The organism is Yersinia sp. 22-579 (assembly GCF_030433455.1).
Lineage (GTDB): Bacteria > Pseudomonadota > Gammaproteobacteria > Enterobacterales > Enterobacteriaceae > Yersinia > Yersinia enterocolitica.
The window spans coordinates 153,585-166,404 of record NZ_JAUJTZ010000012.1; the positions used below are offsets into that span (position 1 = coordinate 153,585).

Consider the following 12,820-nt stretch of genomic DNA (forward strand, 5'->3'; position numbering starts at 1 on the left):
CTTTGAGGGTGCGGTATACTCCAGTCCCGAATCCCTACCGGCTGGAGTCTTCTATGGCTTACCGTGTTGCCTTTATTGATGATCATGACATTGTGCGCTCAGGTTTTGCCCAGCTGCTTGCTCTGGAAGACGATATTCAGGTGGTAGGAGAGTTTAGTTCAGCGAAACAGGCCCGAGCTGGATTGCCGGGCTTGCAGGCCAATATCTGTATTTGTGATATCTCGATGCCCGATGAAAGTGGTCTGGATCTCTTGAAAGACCTTCCCTCAGGTATGGGCGTTATTATGCTGTCGATGCACGATAGCCCGGCGCTAGTTGAAATGGCGCTAGAGCGCGGCGCTCGCGGGTTTCTCTCCAAACGTTGTAAACCTGAAGATTTGGTTAATGCGGTCCGCACTGTGGGCAGTGGCGGGGTCTATTTAATGGCTGAAATTGCCCAAAAATTGGCTCGCGTTGCTATTGATCCTCTAACCCGCCGTGAGCGTGAAGTTGCTGTGTTGCTGGCGCAAGGCATGGAAGTGCGTGACATCGCGGAATCACTTGGCCTGTCACCGAAAACCGTCCATGTTCATCGCGCTAACTTATTTGCCAAACTGGGTGTCAGTAATAATGTTGAGTTAGCCAAGCAGGTGTTGAATCTATGATGCAACGCTTGATGATGTTGCTGGCATTATTGTTTATTTATATCACCGCCGCTTTCTGTTTATGGTCTGTTGGCACCCAGTTGGTTGACCGACCTTTACAGGCCATGTTGCTATTCCCTTTTGGTCTGCGCATGGGCATTTTATTGCAAAGCCCACGACAATATTGGCCGGGAATTCTGTTGGGTGACGCATTACTTTGGTGGCTGCTCACTGATCAGTTTGGTTACTCTTATAGCCTGTTATGGACTGCAATTCCTTTGCTGTTGGCGACGACCTTATTGGCAGTTGTTGCATCCCCTTGGCTATTACGCCACCAGAAAAATGACAGTGAATGGAAATGGCCCTTGATGCAGGGCGCAGTCATTATTAGTGCTGCGTTGATACAGGCATTAGGATGGCAAATTGCCAGTGAACAAGGTGCGATGGCGCTATTGTTGGGGTTAGTTGGCGGTTTAACGATTGCGCCAATTTGTCTGTTATTGTGGCATTACCTGGTTCGCCAGATCTGGGCTCCACTGGAACCGGGACTGATTCATAAACCAATTAACCTGCGTTTGAACCACATCATGTGGTATCTGTTGCTATTTGCGTTGAGTATCTGGTTGCAACACCATATCACCGAGTCGGATTTGTATTTATTCGCACCTTTTTGTCTGGCGATTCCCATTGTATTTATGTCCTACCGCTATGGTTGGCAAGGGGCGGTGGTGGCCACTTTGCTCAATGGCATGGTGCTATTGATTATCACGCCGGCAGAGTTAGATTCACACCGTGATTTGCTGTTATCACTCTTGGCGCAAAGCTTGACCGGCTTATTGCTGGGGGCCGGAATTCAGCGCCAGCGCGAGCTAAATCTGCAATTACAAATACGGCTGAATGAAAACCGCGAATTAGCCAAAGCCTTAGTGGTGGCAGAAGAACAAGCCCGTCGTAATGTGGCGCGTGAGCTGCATGATGAGGTCGGACAGACGGTAACGGTTATCCGTACTCAGGCCAGTATTATCAAGCGACTGTCTACACAGGAGACAGTACTAACCAGTGCCGGGATGATAGAGACACTGGCATTGCGGGTTTATGATGGCGTCCATGATGTTTTAGCCAAATTATGGCCTGCGGCATTAAATAACTTGCCGCTATCGGCGGCTATTGCAGCATTAATGCGTGAGCTTATTCCACAGGATCAATCCGTTGTCGGTGTATTGCACTGGCAAGTCGATGATAGCCCTATGGATGAGACCTTGAAAATCACACTGTATCGTATCTGCCAGGAGGGGATCACCAATGCGTATCGACACGGGGCTGCCAGCCGTATCGAGATTAATGCGCAGCAAGATAAACAGCAGATAACGTTGACGATTCGTGATAATGGGAAAGGCGTTGATTTGGCGACACTAACACCGAGCTATGGCTTAAGAGGTATGCAGTCGCGGGTCAGTGCATTAGGTGGCAGTTTTACACTGAGTGTTGATAATGGCACCTGTTTAAATGTGATCCTACCCACAATTTCTTTGCCATCTAATGAAAACTAAGAAATATTCTCGTTTTTTACCGGTGTTTTTCTCATTAGTTTGGTGCGCGCGAGGAACATGATGACTCTACTTAAAAAATTTTCTGAGGTTCACATGTGGTTTTTCCTCAAAAGTCGCGATAACGTGCCGCCAGTGACGGAACAAGCGCAAATCGATTCGTCTTATAAATATTGGCGAATTCAGTTGATGTGGACGATGTATATCGGCTATGCAGCTTTCTATTTCACCCGCAAAAGCTTCAACTTTATTATGCCCGCCATGCTTAGCGACTTAGGGCTGACGATGTCGGATGTTGGCGTTTTGGGTACGCTATTTTATATCACCTATGGTTGTTCTAAATTTATATCGGGCATGATCAGTGACCGGTCAAATCCGCGTTACTTTATGGGTATTGGCCTGGTTATGACCGGGATTATTAATATTCTGTTTGGTATGAGCTCGTCACTGTTAGTCTTCGGTGCTTTATGGATTCTGAATGCTTTCTTCCAGGGCTGGGGCTGGCCGCCATGCTCTAAGATTTTAACCAGTTGGTATTCCCGTTCAGAGCGTGGTGGTTGGTGGGCAATTTGGAATACGTCGCATAACTTTGGCGGTGCGTTAATTCCCTTGTTGGTGGGCTTTATTTCTCTGCACTTTAGCTGGCGCTACGGCATGATTATTCCTGGCATTATCGGTGTCGTGATCGGTTTACTGATGTGCTGGCGGTTACGTGATAAACCAAGCACTATGGGGCTGCCAAGTGTGGGTAAGTGGCGCAATGATGCCATGGAGCTGGTACAAGAATCTGAAGGCCAGGGGTTATCGAATAAAGAGATTGTGAAGCGCTATGTATTAACCAATAAATATATTTGGTTACTGGCGGTTTCTTATGTGCTGGTTTATATCGTCCGCACCGCGATCAATGACTGGGGTAACCTCTATTTGACGCAAGAGAAAGGTTATTCATTAATGACTGCCAACTCGGCAATTTCATTATTTGAAGTGGGCGGATTTATTGGTTCGCTGGTTGCAGGTTGGGGGTCAGATAAGTGGTTTCGCGGTAACCGTGGGCCGATGAATCTGATATTTGCTATTGGCATTTTCCTTTCTGTCGCATCATTGTGGATTATGCCGGGAGTCAGTTATGTCTTGCAGGCAGGGTGCTTCTTCGCTATCGGCTTCTTTATTTTTGGCCCTCAGATGCTGATTGGTATGGCAGCCGCTGAATGTTCACATAAAGATGCTGCTGGTGCCGCCACTGGCTTTGTTGGGTTATTCGCCTACTTAGGTGCGGCTTTATCAGGTTACCCTATTGCTCGCATTATGGAGATTTGGCACTGGAATGGTTTCTTTGTCGTTATTTCCATTGCTGCCTGTTTATCTGCTTTCTTCTTATTGCCATTCTTACGGGCACAAGCGCCACAGTTGAAACAAGCTGAAGCTTGATTTTTATTCAACTGATTCAGTTTTAACCGCTGGTGATGCTTTTAACAACAGTCACCAGCGGGTTGTTAAAAAGTGATTGACTGCCCAAAGTCGTAGCAGTAAGATGCGCCCCAATTCGGCGAGTAGCGCAGCTTGGTAGCGCAACTGGTTTGGGACCAGTGGGTCGGAGGTTCGAATCCTCTCTCGCCGACCAAATTTAAGAACCCTGATAGCAATATCAGGGTTTTTTTTCGTCTCTATCTTTGCAAAATAAATATTTTATACATTACTAATTTATTTCGATATATATTTTATAATATGTAAGATATATTTTATAATATTGACTTCCTCTTATTTAAAGCTGCTAATTGATATCGGTTTTAACCACTAGCGTGCACAATATAATAACCATATTAACAATACTATAAGAGGAATGATATGAACTATATTAATGGTGATACCAAAATACGATTATCTTTGTTACCGCTCTCTATAATATTATCGCTATGCGGTATTTCATTGTCTCATGCCACGAATATCATTGCGGATAAAACCGCAGCCAAAAACCAACAGGCAGATATCAAAATAAAACCTAATAAATTATCTCTTGCTCCATGTCGTTCTACCATAGGCTGTGGTGAAAGAACTACAATAAATATTCAATCACCAGATAAAAATGGATTGTCACATAATAAATATACAAAATTTGATGCACCCCATCATAAGGATGTTGTTATCCTTAATAATGAGTTGTCCAAGAAAATAAATGGTAATCCAAATTTGGTTACGTCATCTGCGACTATTATTTTAAATGAGGTGAGATCTTCACATGCAAGCTACTTAGCCGGGAAAGTACAGCTTTTTGGTCAGGATGCCCATGTTATTATTGCCAACCCAGCGGGTATTGATTGTTATGGATGTTTATTTACTGACATGTCTCACCTGACCCTGACCACGGGTCTGCCGTACTTCAATCGTCATAATAAGCTGCAAGGTTTTAAGATATTAGATGGAGATATCAATATCAATAATGGCATAGCTTATCAGTCGGGGCTGAACCACCAGGGGAGAGGTGAGAAGTCTGCCTATCTCGATTTATTCTCTAATGCCCTAAATGTTAATGGCAATGTTACTGCTGATGATATCTTTATCATTGCCGGAAAAAATAAAATAAAGTTGGCATCTGCTGGAAATAAAATGGGTATAACGTCGTTGATTTCCTATTTGAGTTCACCAGATTATTTTAAAAGTGTTGATGTCAGTAACATAGGAGGAATTTATGCGAATAAAATACGCATTATCGCAGAAGGTAATATTAAAAATTCAAATGAAATTAAGTCTAGAGGCTTGATTCAGATGATATCAAGAGGAAATATTAAAAATAAGTCGGGTGGGAATATGACCGGTGAATCTATACAACTTTACTCTATTAATAACAAGATGAAAGTATTCTTATATAATGAAAGTTTTGCAAAAAGCCCTGGCGACTATACTAAAAATAATGATGGTACTTCTTCCTTTGTTGGAAAAATAAAACAATCAGAAATATAAACCCAATCACTTCGCATTGAAAAATTCAAATAACCATATCTGCATTGGTTAAGTCATTAGCCACATGTTGTGGCTAATTGTTCTGATGACATAATTCACGCGTGGCCAAATTGAAGTGGAGTTTATTGCATGAGACTGAGAATAATAAATCAGGAGCTTTTAATATTTTATGAAAAAATGGGGAAAATAGCCGTCTTATCGTCTTTTTTTATTTTCATATCGATTATGCCCTTTGCCGCTTATGCGAAAGTTAACCAGCTTACTATACCTACAGGCGTTGGATCTTCCGATGATTCGTCATGTCTGGTTATTAAGCGTGTCGAATTGATGAATATTGATGCCTTTCCGAATGCAGGGCGCTTAATACAATGGGCAAAGCAGGCTCAAGGCAATTGTTTAGATGAGAAAGGACTATCATCTCTACGCGACACACTCCAATGGCAATTGGTTACTGATGGTTATATTACTTCGCATGCGGTTTTTACCGAAGATAGCTATGTGGATGGCACTTTATTTCTGACTTTAATTCCTGGGCGCTTGGCGAGCATTGAACACCATGAAGATAGCCAGAGTTATGCTCAGTTAAATACTGTGTTTCCTGGCCGGCAGGGGGATTTGGTTAATTTACGTAACCTTGAACAAGGCTTGGATAATTTACAGCGTTTACCCTCGGTAAATGCCACTATGGATGTGGTGCTAAATCCTGAGGATTTGAGTAGCCAGATTATGGTGACTCGCCAGCAGTCGCGTTTCTGGCGCATGAATGCTTTTCTCGATGATGCAGGGAATTATGGTGTTGGCCGTTATCGTGCTGGTGCTACTTTATTTCTTGATAGTCCATTATCGCTAAGTGATTTGGCTTATTTCTCCGCCAGTCGTGAGCTGGATAATCATCATGATAAAGGGAGCCACAATTTTGCCCTGCATTATTCAATCCCTTTTGGGTATTGGTTATTGAGTATGGCGGCCAGCCAGGGAGCCTATTACCAATCTTTGTTGGTGGCCAATACCGCGTATAAATATCATACGTATTGGCGATCACTGGATATGCAAATTCAGTGGCTGCTGATGCGAGGTTCTAACTATAAAACAGTGGGCTATACCGGGGCGTTAATCCGTAAGTTCAACCGCTTTTTTGCCGATATAGAATTGGAAATCCAGCGGTCGGATACTGTTGACTGGCAACTCGGGTTGCAGCATCTTCACTATACTCGCTGGGCGACCATTAGTGGCGGAGTTAGCTATCAGCAAGGAACCCAATGGTTTGGCGCGCGCCTGCCACCGGGCAGGGATTCATTCTCAACGGCTCGGCTGATTAATTTGACCGCTTCACTGAATATTCCTTTTATGTTGGGTGAACAGCATTTCCAATATCAGCCGACATTTAGCCAGCAATACACGCGATCGGCTGTCACTATGCAGGATAAGTTTTCTATTGGCGGACGAAATTCAGTGCGCGGGTTTACTACCGGTAATGCACTTGTGGGGCCACAAGGTTGGTTTTTAAAAAATGACATCGCCTGGATAAATCAGCGACTTGCGAATCAACTCTATTTAGGGCTGGATTATGGTGAAGTGAGTGACAAAGGAGGGCAATTTTTACTGGGCGATCGTCTGGTTGGTGCTGTTATAGGCGTTCGGGGATATTATCGACGCTTGGGTTATGACTTCAATATTAGCACCCCACTTGATAAACCAGCTCATTTTAATACTGATCCAGTTGTTTTGGGTTTTATGCTCAATTGGCAATATTAGCTAATTGAGTAAAATATTTAAGGTAAATATGAAAAAAATATATATTTATTTTCTAACCAGTATTTTTATTTACATAAGTCCTTATTTATTTGCCAGAGTGATTGTTGATGCGCATGCACCCAAAAACCAACAACCAAGTATAAATAAATATATTGAAGAGAAGAAAAACTGTAAGGCGCAAGATGTTTATTGTCAGGGAGCGGTTTTCACCACTATTAATATCACTACGCCAACTGCTCAAGGAATATCACATAATAAATATGAAGAATTTAATTTATTATTCGGTCGTGGGTATAATAAGATTTTTTTTAACAATCTTAAAATTGATGGGCCAGGTTTTGTTGGTAACCCCAATCTGGTTGATAAATCTGCAAAGGTTATTTTAAATGAAGTGACCTCAGATAAACAAACCGAATTATATGGAAGTTTAACGGTTGTTGGTCCAGCCGCTCATATGATTATTGCTAATCCATCGGGAATTCGCTGCAATGGTTGTCAATTTCATAATACCAACCATGTCACGCTCACCACCGGGACACCGGTGTTTAGTCGGGCTGGCAACTTAATGGGGTATCATGTTGCGCAAGGCAATATTAGTATTGATAAAAATGGCTTGAGGCATAACGATGATTTTGATACTTATCTGGATCTGTTTTCAACTTCGCTCATCATAGATGGTGAAGTAAGGAGTGGCGATATCGCTGTTACGACAGGGAAACTTAATATTAATTATGCTCCGATTGGGAAATTATTAAATATCAAGCCGATATATGACTATATCGATGATAGCAAAACCAATATTGCCGTTGATGTTACTCAACTTGGCGGGATGTATGCTAATAAAATATTAATTTTTGCAAAAAGTGGAGGCATAAAAAACAAAGGGACAATCGATGCTGGAACAATAGCTAATCTTATATCAACCTCATTTATTAATAATAGCAATGGAAGAATATCTGCACCGAAAATTAAATTAAGAAGCAGCGGTAACATAGATAATATCGGTGGGAGAATAAAAAGCGATAGACAAGGCTTGAATTATAAGGCTAGTGAGAAGTTTGGTATCAGAATTTCTGGACATAATTTTAATAATAAAACAGGCAGTATTTATACTAACAGTGGGCTAATATCCATTGCCGCTGACTACACAATTAATAATATGCAGGGCGTTATCAAGACGAATGCGAGTGCTGGAGCTGCTGATATAAAGCTCAAAGCAAAAACAGTCGATAATGATTATGGGAATATCATTACCTCTCAAAATATCCTGATTGATACTAATGAGTTAAGCAATAATAAAGGCAGGATCGTCAGTGCATTTAGTGATATAGAGTTACGTTATAAAAGATTCCCCGGTGATGCGGGCGTGATACATGGTGGCCTCGATGTTATCCGAACCCTTAAGCCCTAAATGAACTCAGCCGCTCGAATCTATCATCACTTCTTTTACTTTGACGGCATGATGCACTGATTTGGGGCGTCATTATGGTGCGCCCTATCTGAGAGCCATATCTGCTTTGGGTTAACATGGATAACTGGGCCAACATTTCGCTTTTTTAACAGCACGCAAAATGTTTGAGATTCCGGCTGTATGTGACAAGGTTCACGTCACTTATCGGCTGTCACAACAGCATTTCCCTCTATTTTCTATCGATATTACAAAAAAATCTGAACAGATATACAGCATTTGGCAACAAAGTTTTTTTGTTTGTCACTGGATGTTACAACTGCTTTATTTTCATTAGCCAGTTAATGCAACTAGCTTACAGCTAATAGCATAAATTTTAATGCTGATAATGTTAACGAGAAGTTTTTTTTATGTTTGCATACTGTTTCTCATTGTCTTGATAAATCCACTCAGACCGTATTGACGTTGCCACCAACTGTTGCCAAATTGGTACCCTCAGGGGTAGTCATCGAGAGTAATTTTGGGTGATTTCATGCATTCAAAGTTGCTGTCGCGATAACAATTATCCGACATCTCAATTCCGCATCCCTGCGGTTAATAGGCCAAAACGGTACAGTCCACGGACGAAAAAATTATAGGGCTTGGCCGTACACACAACACACATCACCATAATGGAGCACAAGCGATGACGATTTCCTTGGGAAAAACAGGGATACTGAAATTCGGTATTGGGCTGATTGCACTGACCGTAGCGGCCAGTGTACAAGCGAAAACATTGGTATATTGTTCTGAGGGTTCTCCGGAAGGGTTCAACCCGCAGCTTTTCACCTCTGGCACGACTTATGATGCAAGTTCAGTTCCTATCTATAACCGTCTGGTTGAATTCAAACTCGGGACTACCGAAATTGAACCCGGTCTGGCTGAGAAGTGGGAAGTGAGTGAAGATGGCAAGACTTACACTTTCCACCTGCGTAAAGGGGTGAAGTGGCAAGATAATAAAGACTTCAAACCGACCCGCGATTTCAATGCTGATGATGTAATTTACTCATTCATGCGTCAGAAAGATGATAAACATCCCTACCATAAAGTATCTGGCGGCAGCTATGAATACTTCCAGGGTATGGGTATGGGTGATTTAATCACCAATATCGTTAAAGTTGATGACAACACGGTGCGCTTCGAACTGGCACGTCCAGAGTCTCCATTCCTGGCCGATCTGGCAATGGACTTTGCGTCAATTCTGTCTGCCGAATATGCTGACAACATGCTGAAAGCCGGCACACCGGAAAAAGTCGATTTGAACCCTATCGGCACCGGCCCGTTCCAGTTGCAACAGTATCAAAAAGATTCCCGCATCCTGTACAAAGCATTTGATGGCTACTGGGGCACCAAACCGAAAATTGATCGTCTGGTCTTCTCTATTACCCCAGATGCATCTGTCCGTTACGCGAAATTGCAGAAAAATGAATGTCAGGTTATGCCGTACCCTAACCCGGCTGACATTGCTCGCATGAAAGAAGACAAAACCATCAATTTGATGGAGCAACCGGGCCTGAATGTCGGTTATCTTTCTTTCAACGTTGAGAAAAAACCACTGGATAACGTCAAGGTTCGCCAGGCGCTGACCATGGCCGTTAACAAGCAAGCGATTATCGATGCGGTTTATCAAGGTGCTGGCCAGGCGGCCAAAAACCTGATCCCACCAACTATGTGGGGCTACAACGATGATGTGAAAGACTACGCTTACGATCCTGCTAAAGCGAAAGAGCTGTTGAAAGAAGCCGGCCTGCCAGATGGTTTCGCCATCGACCTGTGGGCAATGCCAGTTCAGCGTCCGTACAACCCAAATGCACGTCGTATGGCTGAAATGATCCAGTCTGACTGGGCGAAAGTGGGTGTGAAAGCCAAAATTGTGACTTACGAGTGGGGCGAATACCTCAAACGTGCCAAAGACGGCGAACATGAAACTGTGATGATGGGTTGGACTGGGGACAATGGGGACCCGGATAACTTCTTCGCCACCCTGTTCAGCTGTGATGCGGCCAAACAAGGTTCTAACTACTCCAAGTGGTGTTATAAGCCGTTTGAAGACGTGATCCAGCCAGCGCGTGCTGAGTCTGACCATGACAAACGTGTCGCACTTTACAAACAAGCTCAGGTTGTGATGCATGATCAAGCGCCCGCGCTGATTGTGGCTCACTCAACCGTGTATGAGCCAGTGCGTAAAGAAGTGAAAGGTTATGTGGTTGATCCGTTGGGTAAACACCATTTCGAGAACGTGTCCCTGGATTAATTTTAACCTTGTAGACAACCGGTGAATGTGTGGCATACGCATATTCGCCGGTTTCTTATTTAGGTTAAGACAGATACAGATGTGAGCCATATAACCTCTCCCAATAAGTGTTATTGTCGCAGAAATTTTGGGCATGGACAGCGCGCAAGCACCGGAGCGTACACGCAGTACGTGACGGTGGTGAGCACTGCCCTAGGTCAAAATGGCAAGTAAAATAGCTTATTGGGGAGGTTTAATAAGCTGGGTTGCCCACGAGCGGCCCGGCATTCTACACAGAGAGTTCGGGATATGTTGCAGTTCATACTCCGACGTTTGGGGTTAGTTATCCCAACGTTTATCGGCATTACTTTGCTGACCTTTGCTTTTGTTCATATGATCCCGGGCGACCCGGTGACCATCATGGCTGGGGAACGCGGTATCTCCACCGAGCGTCATGCTCAAATCATGGCGGAAATGGGGCTGGATAAGCCTCTTTATCAACAATACTTCCATTATGTGAATGGCGTATTACATGGCGATCTCGGCATTTCGCTGAAAAGCCGTATTGCTGTCTGGGAAGAGTTTGTTCCCCGCTTCAAAGCGACACTAGAGCTGGGTATCTGTGCGATGCTATTTGCTATCGCGGTGGGTATCCCGGTCGGTGTGTTGGCAGCAGTCAAACGCGGTTCAATATTCGACCATACTGCCGTTGGGATCTCCCTGACTGGCTACTCGATGCCTATCTTCTGGTGGGGCATCATGCTGATCATGCTGGTTTCGGTGCAATGGAACCTAACCCCCGTATCGGGGCGTGTCAGTGATACCGTATTCCTCGACGATAGCCTACCGCTGACCGGCTTTATGCTGATAGATACCTTAGTTTGGGGTGAGCCGGGTGACTTCAAAGATGCTGTGATGCATATGATTTTGCCAGCGATTGTATTAGGCACCATTCCTCTCGCCGTTATCGTGCGTATGACCCGTTCCTCAATGCTGGAAGTGTTGGGCGAGGATTATATCCGTACCGCGCGCGCCAAAGGTTTGAGTCGGATGCGAGTGATTGTGGTCCATGCCTTGCGCAATGCCTTATTGCCGGTGGTTACCGTGATTGGTTTGCAGGTTGGCACCATGCTGGCGGGCGCGATTTTGACGGAAACCATCTTCTCCTGGCCGGGATTAGGGCGCTGGTTGATGGATGCTTTGCAACGCCGAGATTACCCGGTGGTACAGGGTGGGGTGTTGCTGGTCGCGATCATGATTATTTTAGTTAACTTGCTGGTAGATGTGCTCTATGGCGTAGTTAACCCGCGTATTCGTCACAAGAAATAAGGGGCGCAGAATGTCTCAACTTACTGAGTCTACAGTAAAAAGTGCGCCGAAACCGATGACTCCTTTGCAGGAGTTTTGGCACTATTTCAAGCGCAATAAAGGGGCTGTAATCGGCCTGTTTTACATCATTATTATGCTAATAATTGCCGCAGGTGCTACTTGGCTTGCCCCACACGGGCCAGCAGAGCAATTTCGCGATGCATTGCTAAAGCCCCCAGTTTGGGAAGCAGGCGGTAGCTGGAAATTCATTCTCGGTACCGATGATGTGGGCCGCGATGTCTTGTCCCGCCTGATGTACGGTGCTCGCCTCTCGCTGTTGGTGGGTTGTCTGGTGGTGGTTCTGTCGCTGGTGATGGGCGTAGTTTTCGGTTTACTGGCCGGTTATTTCGGTGGGATTGTCGATGCCATCATCATGCGTGTGGTCGATATCATGCTGGCACTGCCAAGCCTGTTGCTGGCACTGGTGTTGGTGGCGGTATTCGGCCCTTCCATTGTGAATGCCTCGTTGGCGCTAACCTTTGTCGCCTTGCCGCACTACGTGCGATTGACGCGAGCCGCCGTGCTGGTTGAGGTGAATCGCGACTACGTCACGGCCTCAAGAGTGGCCGGTGCGGGTGCGATGCGCCAAATGTTTATCAATATTTTGCCAAACTGCCTCGCGCCGTTGATCGTGCAGGCTTCTCTCGGTTTCTCTAATGCCATTCTGGATATGGCGGCTCTCGGCTTCCTCGGCATGGGGGCACAACCGCCAACACCAGAGTGGGGCACCATGCTCTCTGATGTGTTGCAGTTTGCCCAAAGCGCCTGGTGGGTCGTGACCTTCCCCGGTGTGGCGATTCTGCTGACGGTTCTGGCGTTTAACCTGATGGGGGACGGCCTGCGTGATGCTCTCGACCCCAAACTCAAGCAGTAACAGAGGTAGAGAGAG

9 protein-coding genes and 1 tRNA gene are annotated in these 12,820 nt (G+C 44.9%); all 10 read left to right on the forward strand.

From position 1 onward, the window contains the following. Positions 1–53: 53 nt before the first annotated feature. Positions 54–644 (forward strand): transcriptional regulator UhpA, encoded by a 591-nt coding sequence (gene uhpA, locus QSV56_RS15650; protein WP_046051896.1) that lies wholly within the window; start codon positions 54–56, stop codon positions 642–644. After that, positions 641–2,173 (forward strand): signal transduction histidine-protein kinase/phosphatase UhpB, encoded by a 1,533-nt coding sequence (gene uhpB, locus QSV56_RS15655; protein WP_046051895.1) that lies wholly within the window; start codon positions 641–643, stop codon positions 2,171–2,173. The genes uhpA and uhpB overlap by 4 nt, the downstream gene beginning before the upstream one ends. Before the next feature lie 93 nt (positions 2,174–2,266). Beyond that, positions 2,267–3,598 carry an MFS transporter gene (locus QSV56_RS15660; protein WP_026018328.1) on the forward strand — a complete coding sequence of 444 codons (1,332 nt, stop codon included), beginning with the start codon at positions 2,267–2,269 and terminating at the stop codon, positions 3,596–3,598. Positions 3,599–3,714: 116 nt separating this feature from the next. Beyond that, positions 3,715–3,791, forward strand: a tRNA-Pro gene (locus QSV56_RS15665). Positions 3,792–4,015: 224 nt separating this feature from the next. Beyond that, positions 4,016–5,128, forward strand: a complete 1,113-nt coding sequence (locus QSV56_RS15670; RefSeq protein WP_046694381.1) for a filamentous hemagglutinin N-terminal domain-containing protein — start codon at positions 4,016–4,018, stop codon at positions 5,126–5,128. Positions 5,129–5,257: 129 nt separating this feature from the next. After that, the gene (locus tag QSV56_RS15675) at positions 5,258–6,883 is read left to right on the forward strand and encodes a ShlB/FhaC/HecB family hemolysin secretion/activation protein (protein WP_050132222.1); all 1,626 of its coding nucleotides are present in this window, start codon (positions 5,258–5,260) and stop codon (positions 6,881–6,883) included. A 28-nt stretch (positions 6,884–6,911) separates the two neighbouring features. After that, positions 6,912–8,294 carry a filamentous hemagglutinin N-terminal domain-containing protein gene (locus QSV56_RS15680; RefSeq protein WP_050915085.1) on the forward strand — a complete coding sequence of 461 codons (1,383 nt, stop codon included), beginning with the start codon at positions 6,912–6,914 and terminating at the stop codon, positions 8,292–8,294. A 682-nt stretch (positions 8,295–8,976) separates the two neighbouring features. Then, the gene (gene dppA, locus QSV56_RS15685; protein WP_005174918.1) at positions 8,977–10,584 is read left to right on the forward strand and encodes a dipeptide ABC transporter periplasmic-binding protein DppA; all 1,608 of its coding nucleotides are present in this window, start codon (positions 8,977–8,979) and stop codon (positions 10,582–10,584) included. A gap of 288 nt (positions 10,585–10,872) precedes the next feature. Continuing rightward, a complete protein-coding gene (dppB, locus tag QSV56_RS15690) occupies positions 10,873–11,892 on the forward strand; it encodes a dipeptide ABC transporter permease DppB (RefSeq protein WP_019081650.1) in 1,020 nt (339 codons plus the stop codon). Positions 11,893–11,902: 10 nt separating this feature from the next. Next, a complete protein-coding gene (gene dppC, locus QSV56_RS15695; RefSeq protein ID WP_019081649.1) occupies positions 11,903–12,805 on the forward strand; it encodes a dipeptide ABC transporter permease DppC in 903 nt (300 codons plus the stop codon). Positions 12,806–12,820 lie beyond the last annotated feature (15 nt).